This window comes from Pseudomonas sp. TH07, from assembly GCF_016651285.1.
Classification (GTDB): domain Bacteria; phylum Pseudomonadota; class Gammaproteobacteria; order Pseudomonadales; family Pseudomonadaceae; genus Aquipseudomonas.
In genome coordinates this window covers 5636403-5659125 of the sequence record NZ_JAEKED010000001.1, presented here as the reverse complement: position 1 = coordinate 5659125, position 22723 = coordinate 5636403, and the positions used below count along the sequence as shown (strand labels likewise).

The 22723-nt window shown below is 63.6% G+C and carries 19 protein-coding genes and 1 pseudogene; 12 read left to right on the top strand and 8 right to left on the bottom strand.

All coding sequences use genetic code 11. The features are described from left to right. Positions 1-15: 15 nt before the first annotated feature. The 5 genes from JFU57_RS25995 to JFU57_RS25975 all read right to left on the bottom strand — a co-directional run bounded on the left by JFU57_RS25995 (position 16) and on the right by JFU57_RS25975 (position 7026). Complete coding sequence (locus tag JFU57_RS25995) at positions 16-588, bottom strand: phage tail protein (protein WP_201131254.1); 573 nt, start codon at positions 586-588, stop codon at positions 16-18. 38 nt (positions 589-626) lie between these two features. Beyond that, on the bottom strand, positions 627-1175 hold the full coding sequence (locus JFU57_RS25990; protein ID WP_201131253.1) for a phage tail protein: 549 nt from the start codon (positions 1173-1175) through the stop codon (positions 627-629). Positions 1176-1943: 768 nt separating this feature from the next. Further along, complete coding sequence (locus tag JFU57_RS25985; protein ID WP_201131252.1) at positions 1944-3077, bottom strand: branched-chain amino acid ABC transporter substrate-binding protein; 1134 nt, start codon at positions 3075-3077, stop codon at positions 1944-1946. A gap of 50 nt (positions 3078-3127) precedes the next feature. Further along, on the bottom strand, positions 3128-5815 hold the full coding sequence (gene mdeB / locus JFU57_RS25980; protein WP_201131251.1) for an alpha-ketoglutarate dehydrogenase: 2688 nt from the start codon (positions 5813-5815) through the stop codon (positions 3128-3130). An 11-nt stretch (positions 5816-5826) separates the two neighbouring features. Beyond that, positions 5827-7026 (bottom strand): methionine gamma-lyase, encoded by a 1200-nt coding sequence (locus JFU57_RS25975; protein ID WP_201131250.1) that lies wholly within the window; start codon positions 7024-7026, stop codon positions 5827-5829. 124 nt (positions 7027-7150) lie between these two features. Here JFU57_RS25975 and JFU57_RS25970 point away from each other — a divergent pair, with 124 nt between their 5' ends. The 8 genes and pseudogenes from JFU57_RS25970 to JFU57_RS25935 all read left to right on the top strand — a co-directional run bounded on the left by JFU57_RS25970 (position 7151) and on the right by JFU57_RS25935 (position 17389). Next, positions 7151-7621, top strand: coding sequence for an Lrp/AsnC family transcriptional regulator (locus JFU57_RS25970; RefSeq protein WP_201131249.1), 471 nt, complete (start codon positions 7151-7153; stop codon positions 7619-7621). A 93-nt stretch (positions 7622-7714) separates the two neighbouring features. Further along, positions 7715-8491: a hypothetical protein gene (locus JFU57_RS25965; protein WP_201131248.1), complete on the top strand. Its 777-nt coding sequence runs from the start codon at positions 7715-7717 to the stop codon at positions 8489-8491. Positions 8492-8826: 335 nt separating this feature from the next. After that, positions 8827-10389, top strand: a complete 1563-nt coding sequence (locus JFU57_RS25960) for a sugar ABC transporter ATP-binding protein (RefSeq protein ID WP_201131247.1) — start codon at positions 8827-8829, stop codon at positions 10387-10389. After that, positions 10382-11405 (top strand): annotated as a pseudogene (locus tag JFU57_RS25955) (ABC transporter permease). The gene JFU57_RS25960 and the pseudogene JFU57_RS25955 overlap by 8 nt, the downstream one beginning before the upstream one ends. Positions 11406-11435: 30 nt before the next feature. Continuing rightward, positions 11436-12491, top strand: coding sequence for a substrate-binding domain-containing protein (locus tag JFU57_RS25950; protein WP_201131246.1), 1056 nt, complete (start codon positions 11436-11438; stop codon positions 12489-12491). A gap of 9 nt (positions 12492-12500) precedes the next feature. Continuing rightward, complete coding sequence (locus JFU57_RS25945) at positions 12501-13166, top strand: sulfite oxidase-like oxidoreductase (RefSeq protein WP_201131245.1); 666 nt, start codon at positions 12501-12503, stop codon at positions 13164-13166. Between the two features lie 411 nt (positions 13167-13577). Next, positions 13578-15962 carry a TonB-dependent receptor plug domain-containing protein gene (locus tag JFU57_RS25940; protein ID WP_201131244.1) on the top strand — a complete coding sequence of 795 codons (2385 nt, stop codon included), beginning with the start codon at positions 13578-13580 and terminating at the stop codon, positions 15960-15962. A 47-nt stretch (positions 15963-16009) separates the two neighbouring features. Next, positions 16010-17389, top strand: a complete 1380-nt coding sequence (locus JFU57_RS25935; protein ID WP_201131243.1) for an APC family permease — start codon at positions 16010-16012, stop codon at positions 17387-17389. Between the two features lie 6 nt (positions 17390-17395). Here the strand turns inward: JFU57_RS25935 and JFU57_RS25930 are convergent, their stop codons facing one another. After that, a complete protein-coding gene (locus tag JFU57_RS25930) occupies positions 17396-17857 on the bottom strand; it encodes a DUF3574 domain-containing protein (protein WP_201131242.1) in 462 nt (153 codons plus the stop codon). Positions 17858-18252: 395 nt separating this feature from the next. Between JFU57_RS25930 and JFU57_RS25925 the strand changes: the two genes are divergently transcribed. Continuing rightward, complete coding sequence (locus tag JFU57_RS25925) at positions 18253-18762, top strand: hypothetical protein (RefSeq protein ID WP_078469023.1); 510 nt, start codon at positions 18253-18255, stop codon at positions 18760-18762. A 75-nt stretch (positions 18763-18837) separates the two neighbouring features. Here JFU57_RS25925 and JFU57_RS25920 read toward each other — a convergent pair whose 3' ends face one another. Both JFU57_RS25920 and JFU57_RS25915 read right to left on the bottom strand, forming a co-directional pair. Next, positions 18838-19485, bottom strand: a complete 648-nt coding sequence (locus JFU57_RS25920; protein ID WP_078469024.1) for a helix-turn-helix domain-containing protein — start codon at positions 19483-19485, stop codon at positions 18838-18840. Further along, positions 19482-19643, bottom strand: a complete 162-nt coding sequence (locus JFU57_RS25915; protein ID WP_201131241.1) for a hypothetical protein — start codon at positions 19641-19643, stop codon at positions 19482-19484. The genes JFU57_RS25920 and JFU57_RS25915 overlap by 4 nt, the downstream gene beginning before the upstream one ends. A 292-nt stretch (positions 19644-19935) precedes the next feature. Here JFU57_RS25915 and JFU57_RS25910 point away from each other — a divergent pair, with 292 nt between their 5' ends. From JFU57_RS25910 to JFU57_RS25900, 3 genes are read left to right on the top strand one after another with little or no spacing between them, the layout of a single operon-like run. Beyond that, the gene (locus JFU57_RS25910) at positions 19936-21027 is read left to right on the top strand and encodes an AMP-binding protein (RefSeq protein ID WP_201131240.1); all 1092 of its coding nucleotides are present in this window, start codon (positions 19936-19938) and stop codon (positions 21025-21027) included. Positions 21028-21036: 9 nt separating this feature from the next. After that, positions 21037-21837, top strand: a complete 801-nt coding sequence (locus JFU57_RS25905; RefSeq protein ID WP_201131239.1) for an ABC transporter ATP-binding protein — start codon at positions 21037-21039, stop codon at positions 21835-21837. Between the two features lie 2 nt (positions 21838-21839). Further along, entirely contained in the window at positions 21840-22721 is an 882-nt protein-coding gene (locus JFU57_RS25900; protein WP_078469027.1) for a branched-chain amino acid ABC transporter permease, read from the top strand. The last annotated feature ends 2 nt before the right edge of the window (positions 22722-22723 follow it).

The following is a 22723-nucleotide window of genomic DNA, read 5'->3' as shown; positions in this document are numbered from 1 at the left end:
TGGCTAAAAAGGCGGTTACGGGCGAGTGGGGTAAAAACCGACCATGCACATGATGTAGTTGATAGCCAGCGAGCCCATCATATTGCTGTGAGGTACCACATTCTGCTGTGGCTGGCCGCCCTCGGCCGAGAGGAACGCCGGGCTGAGCGTCACCGGGGCGCTGGTGCCGGTGCCTGCGCTGTACAGGCCCTTGATCGAGGCCACGGCTTTGAAGGCGCCGAAGGAGCGATTGTTGGGTTGACCGGTTTCTACCACGGCCGCGGTGGTCGCAGCCGCCTTGCTGACAGTGAAGGTGTGACTGTGGGCCGGCGTGTGCGCTGATGTCAGGGTGACGTTTTCGACACCGGCGGTTTGCCCTACTACCCAAGGCGCCAGGCCGGTGCCTTCGCCCTGGCCGACGGGAATGCGACCACAGAGGTTGGGCACTGCGAAGTTGGTTTGCCCATTGCCGCCGTAGAGGGTGCCCAGCAGGCTGAAGAGGGATTGGTTGGTGCTCACAGGAAGCAGTTTTCCATCGCAAAGCGTCCAATTTTCCGGCACGTAATCGCCGGCGAACATGCGGATCTCTCCGAGGTAGGCTTCAGACATATCATGTCCCTATGAAAGTGAGGTGGGGGCCGTTGTGATTAAGGATGCGGCGGGTAGACGCCCGTGCTGGCGATGCAAAAGTTGAGGCAGATCGAGGGCTGCATGTTCGGCACCCCATACTGGGCATTGGCAGCAACTACACGGTTCAGCGCGATTTTCTGGCTCGTATCGACCATGGGCACATAAGTGAATTGCTTGGCGACTGCGCCTGCCGTGGTTGCGGCAGTTGCCGGGATGCCTCCGGAGGGTCCAATCGTGCCGGTAGTGCTGGACGCAAAAGCGGTATGGATGTGTTCAGGCAGCATATTGAGCCCGAGCATCACAGTCTCGCTGCCGCTGCTTTCTGCCAGGGGGTGCAGATCAATGGGAGGGCTGGAGGAGATCGAGGGATTGACCCCCATCGCTGCTCGGCCTCGCAGATCGGGCAGGGCGAAGGTATTTATCCCGTCGCCGCCATAGCGCTTGCCAAGCAATGACGCCAGTGCCACATAACTGCTGACGTTCAGCAATTGGCCTTGGCAGGGCAACCATCCAGCAGGTGCCCAATCCCAGGGGAACAGGCGGATTTCACCGACAAAAGGATCCATGCTCTTTCCTCCTTGAAAAAGACGACACTTATAAAGATGCGTCTTCCTGACTGTGTTTAGTGTGTGGGAGGCACAATAAACAAAAGTTAATTTAGTACGCAAATTTTATTTTTGAATTTTTTCGAGTTAATGCTGTCGCGTCGTTGCACAGGCCTTTGCTAAAGCATTTGGCGACTCTTAGCAGTGATGAAAAAGTTTGCTGAAGGTGCTTGGTAGTTGCGTCTGGTTGGAGTCTGCAAAGGAGGGGAGTGGCATTTTTATCAGTATAAAGTCCGACACTTTCACTCGGAGATTGCTCTTTCTTACTTTCACTACTTTGAACGGCCATATGGTTATGCATGCGCCGTTTTTTTGGCGTCAGGCTGGTGGTGGTGGGCGGTAAAGCGCCTGCGCTGCTGGCGTTTCAATCAGATGGCGGCGACGGTGGAGCATTTTTCGGGCATGCGGTAACGGCGACCATGCACTGTTTTAAGTGGGTCTAAATGGAATTATTTTTCCATGAATGACAGCCGTTGTTGAAGGTGGCTGTCCTAGGTGCAGTTCTAAGGTCTTATTATTTAAGTGTTTTTTTGGGACAAGTACTTGTTTGGCGCAAGTTGCAACGTGGTTACAGTCAATATGTCCGAGTAGTGCTCTAGGATATTGCACTGCTAGAGTTGAATATTGGAACGGTTCCGAGAGCGGTTCTTGTCTTGACTGCTACATATCATTACACCTGCCTGGAGAGGGTGCTGCACTGCAACAGTGCAGCACCGTCCAATACGGAACTTAGAGCCCGGCGCTTTCCTGCGCCGCAGTCTTCGGCTTGCCGTAGTGCCATTCGTAGACCACGAATTTGAAGTCCTTGAGGTCGCCTTTCTCGTCGAAGCTCAGGTCACCGGTCGGGGTCTTGAAGGTGCCTTTGTGGATCGCCTCGGCGACTTTCTCCGGGTCTTCGCTCTTGGCCGCGGCGATGCCCCCGGCAATCACTTCAACTGCCGAGTAGGAAGGCAGCACGAACGGACCGCTGGGGTTTTCCTTCTTGGCTTCGAAGGCTTCCACCAGGGCCTTGTTGGCCGGGTCCTGGTCGAAGGACTTGGGCAGGGTCACCAGCATGCCTTCGGAGGCGTCCTTGGCGATCTGCGAGATCGAGTCGTTGCCCACGCCTTCAGGGCCCATGAAGCGCGCGGTCAGGCCCTTCTCCTTGGCCTGACGCAGCAGCAGGCCCATTTCCGGGTGGTAGCCGCCGAAGTACACGAAGTCGACATTGGCTTGCTTGAGCTTGGCCAGGATCGACGAATAGTCGCGCTCGCCGACGTTGATGCCTTCGAAGATCGCGACCTTGATCCCTTCCTTGCCGAGGATCTCCTTGACCGAGCTGGCAATGCCTTCGCCGTACTGCTGCTTGTCGTGCAGCACCGCGACATTGGTCGGTTTGAGCTGGGCGATGTAGCGCGCTGCTGCCGGGCCCTGGGCGTTGTCCAGGCCGATGGTGCGGAACACCATCTTGTAGCCCCGGGAGGTCAGCTCAGGGCTGGTGGCGGCCGGGGTGATCATCACGATGCCTTCGTCTTCGTAGATGTCCGAAGCCGGTTGGGTGGAGCTGGAGCACAGGTGGCCGACCACGAACTTGACGCCGTCGTTGACCACTTTGTTGGCCACGGCCACCGCTTGTTTCGGGTCGCAGGCGTCGTCGTACTCGACCGCCACCAGTTGTTTGCCGTTGACGCCGCCCTTGGCGTTGATCTGCTCGATGGCCATGCGTGCGCCGCTGAATTGCATGTCACCGTATTGCGCCACCGGGCCGGTCTTGGCTCCGGCGATGCCGATCCGAATGCTGTCGGCGGCCATCGAATGGCAGGCTAGGCCAGCGAGAATCATGGCGCTGAGCAGTTGGGTGGCTTTCTTATTGATGCGACTCATTGGGGATTCCACTCCTGTGGGTTAACGATTCAAAAGGTGTTGCAGGTCATTCAACGATCCCAGGGCGCGGCGCGCACCGGGTCGGGGGTGTAGCGCTCGATTGCGGCGGCCAGTATGCCCGGGTCAAGCCCGTCATGCTCCACCAGGGTTTTTAAACCGGCAATGACAATGCTGTGCTGATCCACCTCAAAGAATGCCCTGAGGTTGTGCCGATTATCGCTGCGGCCAAAGCCGTCGGTGCCCAGGGTGGTGTAGGGCGCCTTCAGGTATTGGGCAATCAATTGCGGCCAGGCCCGGATGTAGTCGCTGGCGGCAATGATCGGCCGGGTGCCGCCCAGCCACCTGTCGAGGTGGCTGTGACGGGTGGCATCGGTCAGTCGATTGTCGCGCTCGACCTCTCGGGCCTCGCGGGCCAATTCGCTGAAGCTGGTGGCGCTGAACACCTCGCTGTGGATGCCCCAGTCCCGCGCCAGAAGGGCGCTGGCGGCGATCACTTCACGCAGGATCGCGCCACTGCCCACCAGCCGCAGGCGCACCTGGGACGGCTGTTCACAGCTGGACGAATAGCGATAGAGGCCGCGCAACACATCGGCGTGCAATTCAGCATCGAGGGACGGTTGCGGGTAGTTTTCGTTCATCACCGCCACGTAATGAAACTCGTCGCACTGCTGCTCCAGCAGGCGCCGCGCGGCGTGGTCGAGGATCACCGCCAACTCCCCGGCAAAGCACGGGTCCCAGGCCCGGCAGTTGGGCACCATCGAGGCCATCACCAGGCTCGAACCGTCCTGGTGTTGCAGGCCTTCGCCGCCCAGGGTGGTGCGGCCTGCGGTGGCCCCCAGCAGGATGCCGCGGGAGCGTTGGTCGGCGGCGGCCCAGATCAGGTCGCCGACCCGCTGGAAGCCGAACATCGAGTAGTAGATGTACACCGGCAGCATCGGCTCGCCGTGCACCGAATACGAGGTGGCCGCCGCGACCCAGGACGACAGGGCGCCGGCCTCGGTGATGCCTTCTTCGAGCAGTTGGCCGTCCCGGGATTCACGGTAGGAAAGGATCGATCCGCAGTCTTCGGGCTCGTACAGCTGGCCGTGGGGCGAGTAGATCCCGATCTGCCGAAACAGGCTGGCCATGCCGAAGGTGCGCGCCTCATCGGCCACGATCGGCACCACGCGCGGCCCCAACTGCGGGGCCTTGAGCCAGGCGGTGAGCATGCGCACCGCGGCCATGGTGGTGGACATTTCCTTGCCGTCGGCCTGTAAGGCAAACCCGCCTGCCGTGGCCAGGGCCGGCACCGGGATCTGCGGCGCCTGGCTCTTGCGTGCCGGCAACGGCCCGCCCAGGGCCTGGCGCCGGGCGTGCAGGTAGCGCATTTCCGGGCTGTCGGCAGGTGGGCGATAGAAGCGCAACTGCTCGACATCGGTGTCCGACAGCGGCAGGTGGAAGCGATCACGGAACGCCAGCAGGGCGGCGACATCGAGTTTTTTCGCCTGGTGCGCGGTCATCCGCGACTCGCCGGCGGCGCCGATGCCGAAGCCTTTTTTGGTCTTGGCCAGGATCACCGTCGGCCGGCCCTTGCAGGCCTTGGCGGCGGCGAAGGCGGCGTAGAGTTTGCGCAAGTCATGGCCGCCACGCTTGAGGCCGTTGATCTCCTCGGCGCTCATGTGCGCCACCAGGCGCCGCACCTGCGGGTCCTTCTCGAAGAAGTGTTCCAGGTTGTAGGCGCCGTCATGGGCACCGAGGGTCTGGAACTCGCCATCCGGGGTGGCCGCCAGGCGCTTGAGCAGCAGGTTGTCGCTGTCGCGGGCGAACAGTGCATCCCACTCCGAACCCCAGAGCACCTTGATCACGTTCCAGCCGGCGCCGGCAAACAGCGCTTCAAGCTCCTGGATGATCTGGCCGTTGCCGCGCACCGGTCCGTCGAGGCGCTGCAGGTTGCAGTTGACGATAAAGGTCAGGTTGTCCAACTGCTCGCGGGCCGCCAGGGACAGGCCGGCGATGGATTCCGGCTCGTCCATCTCGCCGTCGCCGAACACGCCCCACACATGGCGGCCCTCGGTCTGGGCGATGCCCCGGTGCTGCAAGTAGCGCATGAAGCGCGCCTGATACACCGCGCTGATGGGACCGATGCCCATGGAGCCGGTGGGGAACTGCCAGAAGTCCGGCATCAGCCAGGGGTGCGGGTAGGAACACAGGCCCTGGCCGTTGATTTCCTGACGGTAGTTGGCCAGTTGTTCCTCGCTCAGGCGCCCTTCGAGAAAGGCCCGGGCATAGACTCCCGGCGCTGAGTGCGGCTGGAAAAACACCAGGTCGGCGTTACGCTGCCCGGCCTCGCCGTCGCCACGGAAAAAGTGCTGGAAGCCAACCTCGAAAATCTCCGCCGCCGAGGCGTAACTGGCGATATGTCCGCCCAGTTCGCCATAGGCGTGGTTGGCCCGCACCACCATGGCCAGGGCGTTCCAGCGCAGCAGGCCGGTGATGCGCTCTTCCAGCGCCAGGTCGCCGGGGTAGCTGCCCTGTTGCGCCAGGGACAGGGTGTTGCGGTAGGCGGAAAAGGCCTGGGCCTCGCGGTTGATGCCGTGTTCGCCGGCGAATTCCTCCAGGCGCTTGAGCAGGTAGCGCGCCCGCTCCGGGCCGCAGGCTTCCAGGGTCGAAGCCAGGGCATCGAGCCATTCCCGGGTTTCCTGCGGGTCCAGGTCTTCGGCGCTGTGCTCGCCAGGGGGCATGGTAATAGGCGTGGCCATGGCAACCTCCCTCACGCGCAGGCATCCAGGGCCTGGGTCACGTCGGCCAGCAGGTCGGCGATGTCCTCCAGACCCACCGACAGGCGTACCAGCCCCTCGGAGATCCCGTGGTGCGCGCGCTCTTCAGGGGTGTAGGTGGAGTGGGTCATGCTCGCCGGGTGCTGGGCCAGGGATTCGGCATCCCCCAGGCTCACGGCGCGGCTGAACAGCTCTAGGGCATTCATGAAGCGCTTGCCGGTGGCCAGCCCGCCCTTGAGTTCAAAGGCGATCATGCCCCCTGGCAGTTTCATCTGGCGCTGGGCCAATTCGTATTGCGGGAACGATGGCAGGCCGGGGTAGGTGACCCACTCGACCGCCGGGTGATTCTGCAGGTACTGCGCGACCTGCAGCGCGTTGCTGCAATGGCGCTCCATGCGCAGGGACAGGGTCTTGAGGCCGCGCATCAGGAGGAAGGCGTCCTGGGGCGAAAGCACCGCGCCGGTCAGGTCCTTCAGCCCTTGCAGGCGAATGCGGTCGGCCAGGGCCTGGCTGGTGACCACCATGCCGGCGGTGATGTCGCCATGGCCGCTGAGGTACTTGGTGGCGGAGTGCACCACCACGTCCGCACCCATCTCCAGGGGGCGTTGCAGGTAAGGGGTGCAGTAGGTGTTGTCCACCACCAGGGTCAGGTTGCGGTGGCGCGCAGTGATTTCGGCCACGGCCTGGATGTCCACCAACTGCATGTTGGGGTTGGCCGGGGTCTCGAAATACACCATGCGCGTGTCCGGGCCGATGGCGTCCCGCAGTTCGGCGAGGTTGGACATGTCGACATGCCGCACCTTGACCCCGAACTCGCCGATGCCGTGGTGCAGCAGGGCGAAGGTGCAGCCGTACAGGGTGCGATTGACGATGATCTCGTCACCCGGTCGCAGCAACGTCCAGAAGGTCGCGGCAATCGCGCCCATGCCGGAGCTGAAGGCCACGCCGGCTTCGCCGTTTTCCAGGGCGGCCATGCGGGTTTCCAGCAGGGCCAGGGTCGGGTTGGAAATGCGCGTGTAGAAGTGCCCGCTTTCTTCGCCGGCAAAGCAGCCGGCGCCGTATTCGGCGGTGGCAAAGGCAAAGGTCGAGGTCAGGTAGATCGGCGGGATCAGCGCGCCGTTGTTGTCCAGCGGGTTGTAGCCGTGATGGATCGCACGGGTGGAAAAGCCCAGTTCATTGTTTTTATTGTGCATGGTGAATGCTCCCGGTTTTGTTGTAATGCTATGCTCAATTTCGCTGCGATAAATTCCAAATTTGCCCGAGAATTAACGGCGAAATGGAACAAAACCAAATAAAAACAAGATAAAGAGGCAAGAAATGCCTATTGGCCTGGACCGTACCGACAAAGCCCTGCTCAGCGCCCTGCAAGGCAACGCCCGACTCACCGTCGCCGAGTTGGCCGACAGTGTTTCCCTCACTACCTCGCCGTGCTGGCGGCGGGTGAAAATCCTCGAAGAAAACGAAGTCATCGTCGGCTACCAGGCGATCCTCTCACCCAAGGCCCTGGGCTTTGGAGTCACGGCGTTTGTCAGCGTGATGATGGAGTCCCACTCCCAGGACACCGCCCGCGCCTTTGAACAGCGGCTGCTGGAAATCCCGGAAATCGTCGCCTGCCACAACGTCTCCGGGCGCTATGACTTCCTGCTGGAAGTGGTGGCCAAGGATCTGGAATCCTTCGGCGAATTCGCCCGCGAAGTCCTCCAAACCCTGCCGGCGGTGAAAGAGATCTACTCGAGTTTTTCCTTCAAATCGGTGAAGCCGTCACGGGTGATTCCGGTGCTGGGGTGAGCGTTGCGGGTGTTGCCGGGCTTGCGACGGCCGCGCTAACGCGGTAGTCGTGGCGGGGCAATTACCTGCAACTACCCCTTAAGGATGAGCACCATGACCGATGATTTGAAGCAATCGGGTTCCACCACCACGACCCAAACCACCACCTCCCTGGAACAGGTCAAGACCGGGCGGGTCCTGGACTTCAGCTGGGCGCCGAACAGCAACACGACCACCACCACGGTTTCCGCGGATTTTGTCGATTATCGGGTCGATACCGCCCAGGGCAGCCCTACCGGCGACAGCCATTCGATTGCGCGCTTTACCTACGTGCAGGGCAAGGGCGGCGGGCAGATCAGCCAGTTGTTCCTTGAGGAGCTGCGGGCCGGGGTGCGGGCCAATACCCAGCTCGGCCTGCTGGTGGGACGCAAGTGGGTTCTGGACCCGGACGCCGAGACCTCGGGCAGCGTTGGCACCTATGTGATCGAGCAGTTCGATGACATGCGCGCCAGCGTCAACTACGTCGCGCGCTTTGCCCGGGTATTCGCCGACCCGCGCATGGTCACCTACCATGCTGGCGGCCATGTCCACCCCAACGTGTCGATCAGCGCCAGCCAGTCCCTGGGCATGGCCGACTCCGGCAAATCGTTCCTGGTGATCAGCGACAGCGATGTCACCCTGACCCTTGGCGCAGACGTGACCGAAGGCTTCAAGTCCACCTTCATCCAGGCCGGTGCCGGCAAGATCAACATCGCGGTATCGCCCAGCCATACCCTGTACAGCAACGCCGGGACCCGGACCCACACCCTCAACCCGCTGGATGAACTGGAGGTCAGTACCTTCCCGTTCGGGCCGGTATACCTGGCGTTCCGCGTGCGGCCGACGGCCTGATGAGTGCGCGTGCCGCCCAGGGGCCGGGCGGCACGCCAACGCCGCGCTAGCCCAGCTCGATAGCAGCGCGGTTTGATGCCGCACTGACTACGTCTGCCACGCGGCTACCCGTTGGCGATGGCAAAAGCACCGGCGGCAACCCAGGCAAATCATGAGCATCGCGCGGCTGGGGGTGATGGTGCAAAAGGGCTCGAGGCGCGGCATCGCTTATAACCATAAAATATTTTCTATGCGATAGAACTATTGGAATGTTTATAAGGGAATGCTTTTAATCCCCGCCTCAACCTTTTGTGTTCGCTGGATTTTTTAGCGGCCATCCTGTTCCGGGATTTTTTATGAGTGCGCCTGTCGCCGTGGCACCCGAGCCGCTGATTCGTGTGCGTGAACTAAGCAAGACCTTCGGCGCCAACCGGGCATTGGACCGGGTCAGCCTGGATATTTTCCCCGGTGAAGTGGTGGCCTTGCTGGGCGCCAACGGCGCCGGCAAATCGACCCTGGTCAAAATTCTCGCCGGCAGCCAGGCCGCAGATGCCGGAGAACTGTGGCTCGACGGCCAGCCCCGGCGCTTCAGCTCGCCCTTGTCGGCGCGGCGGCTGGGCATTGTCGCCGTGCACCAGCAGGTCAACGATGGCATTGCCCCGGGCTTGAGCGTGGCGGAAAACCTGCTGCTGGATGAACTGTGCCAGCCAGGCGCGGACTTCTGGCTCAACCGCCGGCGCCTGCTGGAACGTGCCGCCAGCATCGCCGCCGGCCTGGGCCTGGAATTGCCCCTGGAGCACCCGATCGAACACCTGGGCCAGGCCGAGCGGCAGCTGGTGGTGCTGGCCCGGGCCCTGGCCTTGCAGCCACGGCTGCTGATTCTGGATGAGCCCACTGCCGCCTTGTCCGATGTCGAGGCCCAACGCCTGTTCGGCTTGATCGATACCTTGCGCGGGCGGGGGGTGGCGATCCTGTACATCTCCCATCGCCTGTCCGATCTGCAACGCCTGGCCGACCGCGCGCTGGTGCTGCGCGACGGGCAACTGGCCGGTGAGTTCGGTGCCGGGCAGTTGTCGGCGGCAGTAGAGGCCATGCTCGGCCAGGCCCTGGACACCCATGTCTACCAGCCGCGTGCGGCCGGAAGGGAAGTCCTGGCCCTGCGTGCGGCGCAAGTCTGGCCCCATAGCCAGGCCTTTGACCTGCGCCTGCATGAAGGCGAAGTGGTGGTGCTGTGCGGGCTGCTGGGGGCCGGTAAAACCGAGATCGCCGAGCTGCTGTTCGGCCTGCGCGAAGCGGCGGCCGGCACGTTGCAGCTGGATGCTGTCGACTGGCAGCCGGGCTCGCCGCGCCAGGCGATTGCCAGCGGGGTGTATTACGCCGCCGAAGATCGCGCCAGCCAGTCGCTGATCGCCGACTTTTCCCTGCGCCGGACCCTGACTCTGCCGTTTCTGGAGCGCTTCACCCGGGCCGGTTTCATCCGCAACCGCGCCGAGGCGACGGCGGTCCAGGCCCAGGTTGCGGCCCTGGGGATCAAGACCGCCGGTATCGACCTGCCGATGAGCGCGTTGTCCGGTGGCAACCAGCAAAAAGTGGTGCTCGGGCGCTGGTTGCTGGGGCAGGGCCGGGTGCTGATTCTCGATGAGCCGTTCCAGGGCGTCGATGTGCGAGCCCGGCGCGAGATTGGCCAGTTGCTGCGCGACAGCGCCGATGGCCGCGCGACCCTGGTGATCTGTGCCGACGTCGACGAAGCCCTGGAAATTGCCGACCGCATTCTGCTGGTCCGCGACCACGCCGTGGTTGCCCAATACCCCCGCGCCAACCTGGCCCGCGCGACCCTGGTCGCCGCGCTGGCCGGTGCCGGCGCGCCATCGACGATTGCGCCGATTGCCGCCACATCAAGGAGTAGAGCCAGTGCCTGATTCACGTTCGCGGGTGCTCAGCGCCCCCTGTCACCGAGCGTCTGCTGCAGGCCGCGATCCGTTATGGGTTGTTGTGGCTGCTGGCGCTGATCCTGGTGTTTTTCAGCGTTGCGGAGCCGGCGTTCCTGCGGGTCGGCAACCTGTTCAGCATCTTGCAGTCGGTGTCGATCGTCGCGCTGCTGGCCCTGGGCGTGACCCTGACCATGGCCGTCGGCGGCCTCGACCTGTCGATCGGCGCGGTGGCGGCCATGAGCCTGATGATCGCCAGTTACGTGATGGTGGTGCTGGGCTGGGGCGCGCTGCCGGCGGTGTTGATCAGCCTGGCGGGCGGGGCGCTGGTGGGCCTGTTCAATGGCTGGCTGATCGTCAAGCTGCGGGTGCCGGACATTCTCGCGACCCTGGGCAGCATGTTTCTGGTGATCGGTGTGCAGTTGATCCCCACGGGCGGGCGTTCGATTGCGGTGGGCATGACCCTGCCCAATGGCGACGAGGCCGAGGGCAGCTTCAGTGCGCTGTTCCTGGCCCTGGGCCGTGGGCGGCTATGGGACACGGTGCCGGTGCCGGTGCTGATCACCGCCCTGGTGGCGCTGGTGGTCTGGCTGTTCCTGGAGCGCACGCGCATCGGTCGGCTGTTCTACGCCATTGGTGGCAACGAGCAGGCTGCGCGCCTGGCCGGTGCGCCGGTGCAGCGCTTCAAGTTGCTGGCGTATGTGCTCTCGGCGTTGCTCGCTTCCCTGGGAGGCTTGCTGTTGGCGGCGCGCCTGGGGCGGGGGGATGTCAGCTCCGGCAACGGCCTGGTGCTGGATGCGCTGGGCGCGGCGCTGATCGGCTTTGCCGTGCTCGGTGCGCGCAAGCCCAACGCTTTCGGGACCCTGGTCGGGGCCTTGCTGGTGGCGACGCTGCTCAACGGCCTGACCATGCTCAACGCGCCGTATTACGCCCAGGACTTCGTCAAGGGCCTGGTGCTGGTACTGGCCCTGATGTTCACCTTCGGCCTCGCGCATCGGGCGCGCTGAGCCGGTTTTGTTGGTTGCCTAGGAAATCTCATGCACGGATCAATCAAGCTGTTCGTTCGCCACTGCCTGGCCGGGGCGGTGCTCTCGGCCCTGGCCCTCAACGCCCAGGCCAAGCCGCTGCCCGGCGCCCCGGCGCCGTTCGACAAGGGCCAGGTGCAGATCGCCCTGGTGGGTTACCTGTTCTCCGGCGATTTCACTGAAGCCTATCTGCGCGGGGTGGAGAAACAGACCGAGGCCCTGGGGGCGACCCTGCGGGTATTCGATGCTCGGCAACAGGCTGCCAGCCAGCGGGAAATGATCGATCAGGCGATTGATCTGGGGGTGGACGGCATCATTGTCCAGCTGGGCCTGGCGGAAACCCTCAAGGGCCCGATCGACCGCGCGATTGCCAAGGGCATCAAGGTCGTGGCCTTCGATGTCGACCTTGGCAGCCCCCAGGTGACCCAGGTCGAACAGGACCACCACGCCCTGGCGCAGTTGGCCCTGGATCAGGCGCTGAAGGATAACGGCCCGCGCTTCGATGCCGGTTATGTCTACATCAGCGGCTTTACCCCGATGGAGCGCCGCGACGAGATCTGGCGCCAGGTCAAGGCCGCGAACCCGGGGATTGTCGAGAAGGCCCGCTTCGGCACCCTAAACCCGCCGATCGCCAACTCGGTGGCCGACCAGGCCAGTGCCGTGCTGCGGGCCAACCCCAGCATCAGCGTGATCTTCGCCCCGTTCGACGAGTTCGCCAAAGGCGCGAAAATTGCGGTGGATGAAGCCGGTCGCGGGCAGCAGGTGAAAATCTACAGCGCCGACATTTCCACCGCCGATATCCAGATCATGAAAGAGCCCGGCAGTGCCTGGGCCGCCACCGCCGCGGTCAACCCGCAGGTGGCCGGGGCCATCAGTGTGCGCAGCCTGGCCATGTTGATCGCCGGCGACAACCCGGGGCACAAGGTGCTGGTACCGCCGACCCTGATCACCCGTCAGCAACTGCTGGACCTGGACGTGAAAAACGTCCGCGACCTGGCGCAGAAGCTGCCGGCCTTTGGCGACAGTGCCCAGGTGGCGCGCGCGCCGTGGATCCCCGTGGCCGACTGAGGACTTGCCATGCATGACAAGGCTGCCCGGGTGCGCAAAAGCCGCGCGCCCAAGGCCGATCCGGCCCATGGCGGGCGACTGCCGCCGGGCCAGGTGCTGACCGAGCGTTTCCCGATCCTGCACGAGGGCGCGGTGCCCGAGTACGACCTCGACACCTGGTCCCTGAGGCTGTCCGGCGCCGTCGACCGGCCGCGGCAACTGAGCTACGCCGATCTGCTGGCCTTGCCCCAGCGGCAGTTGCGGTGCGATATCCATTGCGTGACGCGCTGGTCCAAGTTCGACACCCAGTGGAGCGGGGTGCACCTGAGCGACCTGTTGCAGGCCCTGGATATCCAGCCGCGCAGCGGGTTCGTCATGGCCCATGCCGACCCCGATTACCAGACCAATCTGCTGCTGGACGACCTGCTGCACCCCGACAGCCTGCTGGCCCTGACCTATGACGGCCAGCCCCTGGCCCCGCAGCATGGTTGGCCGTTGCGCCTGGTGGTGGCCGGGCGGTACTTCTGGAAAAGCGCCAAATGGCTGCGCGGCCTGGAGTTTGTCGAGCACGAACAACCGGGGTTCTGGGAGCGCAATGGCTTTCATCTGCACGCCGATCCGTTTCGCGAACAGCGCTTCAGTGGCGAGGCCCTGGACATTGCCGAGGATGAATGGCTGAACAAGGACTTCGATTAGCCACTGCTGCAACTAAGTATTGACTCGTGACTATTGAAGTCTTTGAACTTGTTGATCATCGACAAGGGTTTTTCTGTGCCCGGATTAGTTGCATGAAAGTTAAGCCGCCTGTTGTTGCAGCAGCACTTTTGCTGCCTGGGCAGCCGTTGGTTCGGCTGATCTAACCTAAGCGTTATTAGTTCTTTTGCAATGTGCGGCGTCTCGCCTAGCATCGGTGCCATGGGGCGTTTTACTGACATTGGGGTGTGCACTAAACCCTTCTTTCCAGGCGTTGATTAATCGCACTTTCTGGGATTAAGCGCGTTCTGCCTTTCGGATTACTTAAAACTAAAGCAGAGATAAACCAGCCTTGATGGTCGACTACTTTTGTCGGCCAGGGCCGGTATCAGCTGCGATTCAAGGAGCTGTTCCATGTATCACCGATCTCGTTCTTTACTGGCGGCGGCTGTCGTCACTGCGATTGCCCAGTTCCCGGCCCAGGCCGAAGAAGCCACCCAGGCAAACGGCGATGCACGCCTGGGCACGGTGCTGGTCACCGGCACCCGCGGCACCGCGCGCACCGTGCTCGATTCACCGGTGCCGGTGGACGTGCTGACCGCTGCCGACCTGAAGTCGACCGGCGCCAGCAACGGTGAACTGGGCCAGGCCTTGCAGACCCTGCTGCCCTCGTTCAGCTTCCCGCGCCAGTCCAACTCCGGTGGCGCCGACCATGTGCGGGCCGCGCAACTGCGGGGCATGAGCCCGGACCAGGTGCTGGTGCTGGTCAACGGCAAGCGCCGTCACACCTCGGCACTGGTCAACGACTCGTCGAAGATCGGCCGGGGCACCGCGCCGGTGGACTTCAACTCGATCCCCATCAGCGCGATCAAGCGCATTGAAGTGCTGCGCGACGGCGCGGGTGCGCAGTACGGCTCCGACGCAATTGCCGGGGTGATCAACATCATCCTCGACGACGCCCCGGAAGGCGGCGAAGTCTCCACCACCTACGGTGCCTATCACACCCACCAGGACGCGATCGGCAAGACCACCACCGACGGCCAGAACAGCCTGACCACGGCCAAGATCGGCACGCGCCTGGGGGAGGACGGCGGTTTTGTCCGCGGCGGCACCGAGTACAAGGATCGCAACCCGACCAACCGCGCCGGCTTCGACGGTTTTGCCGATACCCCGGGCCAGCGCAACTACGTGATGGGCGATGGGGTGGCGCGTGACGTCAACGCCTGGTTCAACTCCGAGTTGCCCCTGGCCGGCGGCAAGGCCTATTCCTTCGGCACCTACAACCAGCGCCACACCACCGGCGCCGAGTTCTACCGCTATCCCTCGGAGCAGCCGCAGTTCTATCCCAACGGTTATCTGCCGCAGTCCCTGGGGGACAACCTCGACCTGTCGGCCACCGCCGGCTTCAAGGGCCTGATCGGCGAGGACTGGGATTTCGACAGCAGCCTGACCCATGGTCGCAACCGTTTCGAATCCGCCACCCGGCGCACCCTCAACGTGACCCTGGGGCCGGACTCGCCGACCCGTTTCGACACCGGCGACTACGAACTGCGCCAGACCACCGCCAACCTCGACTTCAACCGCGAACTGCGCCTGGGTGGGCGCTCATTCGTGCTGGCCCTGGGCGGTGAATACCGCTACGAGCACTACCTGACCACCGCTGGCGACGAAGCCTCGTACACCGGCAGTGGCGCCGATGGTGCCAACGGTTTGCGCCCCAGCGAAGAGGCCGACCTGGATCGCAATGTGTTCGGCAGTTATGCCGAGCTGTCCGGGGATGTGACCGACCGCCTGTTCGTCGACGCCGCCACCCGCTGGGAGCATTACGACGATGCCGGCAGCAAGCTCACCGGCAAGCTCAGCGCGCGTTATCGCCTGACCGATCAGTGGGCGTTGCGCGGCGCGGTGTCGAACAACTTCCGCGCGCCGTCCCTGGCGCAAACCGGCTTCCAGCACACCACCAGCAACTTCGGCACCGGCGGTACCCTGACCGATGTCCGCGTGCTGTCGGTCAACGACCCGATCGCCCGCGCCCTGGGCGCCGAGAAGCTGGACCCGGAGACCTCGAAAAACTTCAGCCTGGGCCTGACCGCGCAATTGAGCGAACGCTTCGACGCGTCCCTGGACGTGTTCCGCATCGATGTCAAAGACCGCATCACCCTGTCCCAGCGCATTGGCAGCGACGCCCTGGAGCAGTACATCAATGACAACTTCGGCGTGGCCGGGGTGCATGACGTCAACTTCTTCACCAACGCCGCCGACACCCGCACCGATGGCGCCGAGCTGGTGCTCAACTACCACCAGCCGTTCTTCGAAGGGCAATTGGGCCTGACCAGCGCCTACACCTACAACCACACCAAGGTCACCAAGACCAAGGGCACGCCGTCCCAGCTCAGCGCCCTGGGCATTGGCGCCGACGCCCTGGTGGGCGTCGAGGAACGCAACACCCTGACCGACGCCGCCCCCAAGGATCGCCTGGTGTTCTCGGCCAACTGGGCCAGCCAGCACTGGGGCCTGCTCGGGCGCCTGACGCGCCAGGGCGAGACCACCCGGGTCTTCGACTTCGGCGACTCGCAGCCGGAGCAGACCTACGGCGCGGTGTGGCAGCTGGATGCCGAGGTGCAGTACAAATTCACCCCGACCTTCGACATCGCCCTGGGCGGCAACAACCTGACCGACAACTACCCGGACCGCTCCAACTCGCAGATCAACTACGGCGGCAACCTGCCGTATGACGTGCTGTCGCCAATCGGCACCAATGGCGCCTATTACTACGCGCGCGCCACCTACGGCTTTTGAGCCAGGGCGCCACCGTTCGCGGTGGCGCCTACCTGACGAGTATTGCCATGAGTGAACACGCCAACGCCGGCCCCGGGCGCCATCTGCCGGTGTTCCAGGCGCTGCTGGTGACCCTGGGCATGGTCATCACCACCGATATCCTCAAGACCGCGCCGACCGTGGCGCTGAATGTGGGCCTGGAGCATTTCTACTGGGTCTGGATCCTCGGCGGGCTGGCGTCCATGGTCGGCGCCTTGTGTTTCGCCGAGATGGCCACGGCCTTTCCCCATCCCGGCGGGGACTACCACTTCCTGCGCACCGCCTACGGCGAACGCCTGGGTTTTGTCTTCGCCTGGTCGCGGTTTTCGGTGATGCACACCGGCTGGATCGCGCTGTCGGCGTTTATGTTCGCCGACTACTTCAACGCCGTGTTTCCCCTGGGGCCGTATGGCAGCGGGCTGTTTGCCGCCGGGCTGATCGTGGCCCCGGTGCTGCTCAATCTCAGCGGCAAGCACATTGGCTTTATCACCCAGACCTGGCTGGTGGCCTTGCTCGCCCTGGGCTTTTTAAGCATTGCCGGGGCAGGGGTGTGGCTGGCCTGGCAGGGGATTGAGCCGCCACTGCCTACGGCCCCGGTGCTGGCGGAAAACAGCGGCCTGGGCGGATTTTCGGCGGCGCTTATTTTTGTGTTCCTGGCCTTTGGTGGCTGGAGCGATGCGGCGACGCTGTCGGCCGAAGTGCGGGACGGGCGGCGCGGGATCTTTATTGCCATGCTCGGCGCCCTGACGGTGCTGCTGGTGATTTACCTGGCGCTGAACTGGGCGTTCGTTCGCGGCCTGGGGTTTGCCGGGCTGGCCGCGAGCAATGCGCCGGCGGTGGAGTTGCTGGAGCGTGCGTTCGGCGCCCCGGGCGCACTCCTGATTCTGCTGGTGGTCGGGGTTTCGGCCATCGCCAGCATCAACTCGACCTTGCTGGTGGGCGCCCGCACCACCTACGCTGCCGCGCGCGATGTACCGCAATTGCGGGGCCTGGGCAGTTGGGAGGAGCGCGATGGTGTACCGCGTCGGGCGTTGCTCGCCGAAGGGGCGGTGGCGTTGTTGCTGGTGCTGTTTGGCAGCCTGACCCACAGCGGCTTCAACAGCATGGTCGAGTACATCACTCCGGTGTATTGGCTGTTCCTGAGCCTGAGCAGCCTGGCGCTGCTGATCTTGCGCCGGCGCTTTCCCCAGGTGCCGCGCCCGGTCAAGGTGCCGTTGTACCCGGTGCTGCCGCTGCTGTTTTGCGGACTGTGCCTGTACATGCTGTATTCCAGCGTGGCCTTTGTCGGCTACGGCGCCTTGTTCGGGCTTGGGGTATTGCTGGCAGGGGCGCTGGTGCTGGGGCTGTTGGGCCGGGGCGGGCGCCGGGTGGCGCTTGAATCGGCCGCACCCGGCGTCAGCCCCGAGTAGCCGAACCTAGAACGAGACTTGCGCCGGCTGCGACAGGCGCAACACCGACAGGTCGCCGGTAATGCGCTTCCAGGCCAGGCGAATGGCTTCGATGTCGGCTTCATGCCGGGCGTTGTTCTCATGTAGCACCACAATCACCTTGGTGCCCAGGCGCTCCGGTTCCTTGGCGCCCCGATCGCGCCATTGGCCGTAGGCATCGAGCACGCTGAAGCCATCCGGAAAGCGCGGGGTCACTTCCTGGTCGAGAAACACCCGCCAGCGCTCCGGGCTGATCACGCCTTGCGTGCCTTGCAGCGGCCCCACCGAAAAATACAGCTCGGTGCGCACCCACTGCGCCTGCGCCGGGCGCCCGGCATCACCGATCAGGGTTGAACTGGCGGGGTCCTTGGTGTGCACGGAGGCGGGCGGCTGGCTGACACAACCGGCGACCGCCAGGCACAGCGCGGCCAATAAAAAGCGTCGAGGCATGGAACGTCCTTAGTTGAATAGTTGAACTAAGTGGCCAGTATAGGGGCGGCGCCTAATAGCGATAAAAGATTAAAAAGTATTCGGATTGCAGTTGAGTGGAATAAGCGGTGCCACTGAAAAAACTTTCAGCTGGTTAGAACGAATATTTCTTTCGGTTATTTATATAGTTTCTATTCGCATATCTAAAACCGACTAAACACTGTGATGGCCTGCGCTTTATCTGTCATGACGCTGTTTAGGCTGCTGTAGCAGCATGTACTGTTCCGGCGCACGCACTAAGGACGTTTTAGCAGCGGTTATTGCTGTTCGATAGCCACCTTGTCGCCTGCCGGGGAGTCCTTAGAATCGCCTCCATCCGCTTCGTCCAACTATCGAAACCTTCAGGGAGCAACACCATGATGAACGCCATGCAGATGCAAATGCCGATGAACGCCAACATGCCGATGATGCCGATGATGGGCATGCCGATGATGATGGCGACCATGAGCTGCGAAATGATGGACGACGGCATGCAGTGCAAGATGATGCCGGCCGCTGGCATGGACATGGCCATGTTCAAGAACAGCGCTGAAATGATGCAGATGATGATGAACTGCGGCATGCCGATGATGATGCACTGCGGCAACATGAGCATGATGTGCATGTCCCAGTCGGCCATGGCCATGCCGATGATGAACATGATGATGCCAATGCCGATGATGGGCATGCCCATGCCTTCGATGAAGTGCGTGATGGAATGCACCATGATGGCCGACGGCATGCTGTGCAAAATCATGCCGATGGCCGGCATGAACATGGACATGATGAAAAACTGCTGCGCCCTGATGATGAAAATGATGAACGACTGCAGCATGCCGATGATGATGAGCTGCAACGGCATGCCGCTGATGTGCTGCACCTGCTGAAGCAACCGCCATTGAAAAAGCCCGGCAGGGGTGACCCTGCCGGGCTTTTTCATGGCTGCGATCTGGCTGGGTCAATCAGTCCAGGCGTTCCGGGTAGGTCACCACCAGGTAGGCCACGGCCTCGCTGTCCGCCGGATTGCGGTAGCGGTGCGGCTGGTCGGCATAAAACAGAATCGAGTCGCCGGTGGACAGCAGGTAGCGCTCGTCGTTGACGCTGATTTCAATCACGCCCTGGGCCACCACCAGGTTCTCCTGCACCCCCGGGCCATGGCCTTCGGATTGATCCTCGCCCAGTGGCCGCAGGCGCAGTTCGTAGAATTCCGATTGGCGTGCCACATCGAACGGGAACAGCGCGCGGCTGACAAAGTCACCGCTGGCGCTGACCAGGCGCTTGCTCTGGTTCACCGACAACACCGCCACGCCTTCAAAGGCCCGGTGTTCGAGAAAAGCCGCCACCGACACCTTCAAGCCCTTGGCGATTTTGCACAGCACCTTGATCGACGGCACGCTGCGCCCGGACTCAATCTGCGCCAGCATCGCCCGGCTGACCCCGCACTGGCGGGCCAGGGCGTCCAGGGACAGGTGGCGCTTGCCGCGCAGGCGCTGCAGGTTCTGCCCGACCCGTTCACTGGTCGGGTCTTCCTCCTGGGTATCGAGGGCATTGAGCTCCAGCACGGGATCGTCGGCGCTCGCCAGAAAGCGCGAGGGTTGCTGCGCACTCACCCGTGACGGGTCTCGGTCGACTGGGCTGCCTGGACCCATTGCAAGGCCTGGTAGCCGGCGTTGCGTGCGTACATTTCCCACATGGCCCGTGCCCGTTGCTGAGCGTGTTTGCGTTTGCGGTAGCTGACGAAGTCGATGAGGTTGGCAGTCGGATTCATGGGGCACTTCACTGTGGTCATCAATGACGGGATGAGGCGAGAGTACGCCCCTATTTTTATAACTATAAATATCGATTATTTATTTATTAATTCCTTTGTGTTCTATGCGCTGGTGCCGCTTGCCGGTACTGATTCCAGGTGTTGGTGGAGCAACAGAGATTAAGCAGGCTGCGCTGGGGTGATACAGATCGGGGCCCTCGGGCTGTTTTATAACTGATTGATAAATATAGGTTTAGAGGCTGGCACGGAGGCTGCAATGGCGTTTGCCTGAGCATTTCCCAAGGAACCCTCCATGACCCAGACCTTGCCCCTGGCCCTGTTGCAGCAAGCCGCCACCCGAGGCGCGGCCACGGCCCTTCGCTATAAGCGCCTGGGCATCTGGCATCCGCGCAGCTGGCAGCAACTGGCTGACGAGGTCGGCCGGCTGGCGGCAGCGCTGCAACAGAGCGGGTTTGCCCGCGAGGATGATCTGTTGATCATCAGCCAGGCCCGGGCCGAAGCCTTGCTGTTGGCTCTGGCTGCGCAATGGCTGGGGGGCAGCGTGACGTTGCTCGACCCGGACCTCGACCACCGCCCGCTGTTGCGCCGTCTGCAACCGGCCTTTGTCCTGGCCGAAGCCGAGGCGGGGGTGCAGCAGGTGCGCGAGGCGCAGAGCCCGACCCGGCTGCTGCTGTTCCTGGATGGACGCGGGCTGGATGCCGGCGCCGACCCGACGCTGACGGCCTATGAAACGTGGCTCGCCGGCACGCTGGCTGCGGCCCCGGCGCACGTGGCCGAATCCACCAGCACGGCTTTTGTCTTCCACGACACTGACGACCAACCGCCCCGGCGCCTGAGCCATGGGCAGTTGCTGGAGGGTGCGCGCAAGTTGCTGGCGCGCGAACGCCTGGGGCCGGATGAAGAGGCCCTGGCGGCCCGGGTTTTCGCCGCCAGCGGCCAGGCGCGCTACCTGCTGACGCCCTGGCTCAGCGCCGGGTTCTGCCTGAACTTCCCCGAGGCCCTGGCCACCCGCGACACCGACCGCCGCGAGCTGGGGCCGACCCTGGTGCTGGGCACCCGCGAATCCTATGCCCGCCTGGAACTCTGGGCCCGGGAGCGGCTGCCGCTGCCCGGCACCTTGAGCCATCGCCTGTACCACTGGGCAATGGCCCCGGGCGGCAACCGCGTAAGGCGCTGGCTCGGCCATTGGCTGATCCGCCGGCCGCTGCTGGATGTGCTGGGTATGAGCCGGCTGCGGGTGCCGTTGCTGGTAGGCCCGGCGCTGACCCCGCAGAGCGCCGAGTTCTTTGCCGCCCTGGGCGTACGCCCGGGCAACTGGCAGGAGCCCGGCAGCCAGCACGCCAGCGCCGATGCGCCGACCCGACTGCTTCCTCAATCCGTGTAGCGAGCCCCCATGAGCGCAACCCCAGAATCCGTACTGCTGCGCCTGGATGACATCTCCCTGTCGTTCAAGGGCGTCAAGGCCATCACTTCCATCAGCTTTGCGGTGCAGGCCGGGGAGATCTGCGCCCTGATCGGCCCCAACGGCGCCGGCAAGAGTTCGCTGCTGAACATCATCAACGGTGTCTACCAGGCCCAGAGCGGCAGCATCCACTATGCCGGGCAAACCCGGCGTCGCATGCGCCCGCACCAGGCCGCCGAGCGCGGCATTGCCCGCACCTTCCAGAACATCGCCTTGTTCAAGGGCATGAGCGTGCTCGACAACGTGCTCACCGGGCGCAACCTCAAGCGCCGCAGCAGTTGGCTGGAACAGATGCTGCGGCTTGGCAGAGCGCCACGGGAGGACGACGCCCAGCGCCTGCACGCCGAGCGGGTGATCGAGTTTCTGCGCATCCATCCCTGGCGCGATGTGCTGGTGGGCAAGTTGCCCTATGGCTTGCAAAAGCGCGTGGAACTGGCCCGAGCCCTGGCGGCCGAGCCGCGCCTGTTGCTGCTGGACGAACCCATGGCCGGCATGAATGCCCAGGAGAAAGGCGAAATGAGCCAGTTTATCCGCGACATCAACCGTGAATTCGGCACCACGGTGGTGTTGATCGAGCACGACATCGGCGTGGTCATGGGCTTGTGCGACCACGTGGTGGTGCTCGACTACGGACGCAAGATCGGCGATGGCAGCCCGCAACAGGTGCGCGCCAACCCGGAGGTGATTGCCGCCTACCTTGGCTCGCGCCGCCCACGCAGCGAGGGGCGCTGAGCATGGAATTCTTCTTCGAAGTGCTGATCGGCGGGCTGCTGGCCGGGGTCATGTACGCCCTGGTGGCCATCGGTTTTGTGCTGATCTACAAGGCCAGCGGGGTGTTCAACTTTGCCCAGGGCGCCATGGTGCTGTTTGCCGCGCTGACCTTTGTCAGCCTGCTGGAGCGCGGCCTGCCGTTCTTCTGGGCGTTTGTCGCGACCCTGGCGAGCATGGTGCTGTTGGCGCTGCTGATCGAGAAAGCGGTGCTGCGGCCCTTGGTCAACCGGCCGCCGATCATCCTGTTCATGGCCACCCTGGGCCTGTCCTACCTGATTGAAGGCTTGGCCCAGTTGCTCTGGGGCGCCCAGGTGCACGGCCTGGAACTGGGCATCGCCGATGAGCCGCTGGAGATCCGCGGCATGCTGCTCTCGCAGTTCGATCTGTTCGCCGCCGGCACCGCCGCGCTGCTGGTGATTGCCTTGTCGCTGCTGTTCAACCGGACCCGGGTCGGCCTGTCGTTGCGCGCGGTGGCCGACGACCCCCTGGCCTCCCTGGCGGTGGGCATTCGCCTGCCACGGATCTGGGCCCTGGTGTGGGCGGTGGCGGGTTTTGTCGGGCTGGTGGCCGGGCTGCTCTGGGGCGCGCGGCTGGGGGTGCAGTTCTCGCTGTCGCTGGTGGTGCTCAAAGCGTTGCCGGTGCTGATCATCGGCGGCTTCTCGTCGATCGGCGGGGCGATTGTCGGCGGGCTGATCATTGGCGCCGCGGAAAAACTCGCCGAGATCTACCTCGGGCCGATCATCGGCAGCGGCATCGAAAACTGGGTGCCCTATGTCCTGGCCTTGCTGTTTCTGCTGGTGCGTCCGGCCGGGTTGTTTGGCGAACGTGCCATCGAGCGGGTCTGAAT

Excerpts from the sequence above, each read along its gene's own strand:
- JFU57_RS25965 (WP_201131248.1), top strand. The coding sequence starts at position 7,715 with ATGACCGATGATTTGAAGCAATCGGGTTCCACCACCACGACCCAAACC.
- JFU57_RS25930 (WP_201131242.1), bottom strand. The coding sequence starts at position 17,857 with ATGCCTCGACGCTTTTTATTGGCCGCGCTGTGCCTGGCGGTCGCCGGT.
- JFU57_RS25985 (WP_201131252.1), bottom strand. The coding sequence starts at position 3,077 with ATGAGTCGCATCAATAAGAAAGCCACCCAACTGCTCAGCGCCATGATT.
- JFU57_RS25990 (WP_201131253.1), bottom strand. The coding sequence starts at position 1,175 with ATGGATCCTTTTGTCGGTGAAATCCGCCTGTTCCCCTGGGATTGGGCA.
- JFU57_RS25910 (WP_201131240.1), top strand. The coding sequence starts at position 19,936 with ATGACCCAGACCTTGCCCCTGGCCCTGTTGCAGCAAGCCGCCACCCGA.
- JFU57_RS25945 (WP_201131245.1), top strand. The coding sequence starts at position 12,501 with ATGCATGACAAGGCTGCCCGGGTGCGCAAAAGCCGCGCGCCCAAGGCC.
- mdeB (WP_201131251.1), bottom strand. The coding sequence starts at position 5,815 with ATGGCCACGCCTATTACCATGCCCCCTGGCGAGCACAGCGCCGAAGAC.
- JFU57_RS25950 (WP_201131246.1), top strand. The coding sequence starts at position 11,436 with ATGCACGGATCAATCAAGCTGTTCGTTCGCCACTGCCTGGCCGGGGCG.
- JFU57_RS25960 (WP_201131247.1), top strand. The coding sequence starts at position 8,827 with ATGAGTGCGCCTGTCGCCGTGGCACCCGAGCCGCTGATTCGTGTGCGT.
- JFU57_RS25900 (WP_078469027.1), top strand. The coding sequence starts at position 21,840 with ATGGAATTCTTCTTCGAAGTGCTGATCGGCGGGCTGCTGGCCGGGGTC.
- JFU57_RS25925 (WP_078469023.1), top strand. The coding sequence starts at position 18,253 with ATGATGAACGCCATGCAGATGCAAATGCCGATGAACGCCAACATGCCG.
- JFU57_RS25940 (WP_201131244.1), top strand. The coding sequence starts at position 13,578 with ATGTATCACCGATCTCGTTCTTTACTGGCGGCGGCTGTCGTCACTGCG.
- JFU57_RS25970 (WP_201131249.1), top strand. The coding sequence starts at position 7,151 with ATGCCTATTGGCCTGGACCGTACCGACAAAGCCCTGCTCAGCGCCCTG.
- JFU57_RS25915 (WP_201131241.1), bottom strand. The coding sequence starts at position 19,643 with ATGAATCCGACTGCCAACCTCATCGACTTCGTCAGCTACCGCAAACGC.
- JFU57_RS25995 (WP_201131254.1), bottom strand. The coding sequence starts at position 588 with ATGTCTGAAGCCTACCTCGGAGAGATCCGCATGTTCGCCGGCGATTAC.
- JFU57_RS25905 (WP_201131239.1), top strand. The coding sequence starts at position 21,037 with ATGAGCGCAACCCCAGAATCCGTACTGCTGCGCCTGGATGACATCTCC.
- JFU57_RS25935 (WP_201131243.1), top strand. The coding sequence starts at position 16,010 with ATGAGTGAACACGCCAACGCCGGCCCCGGGCGCCATCTGCCGGTGTTC.
- JFU57_RS25975 (WP_201131250.1), bottom strand. The coding sequence starts at position 7,026 with ATGCACAATAAAAACAATGAACTGGGCTTTTCCACCCGTGCGATCCAT.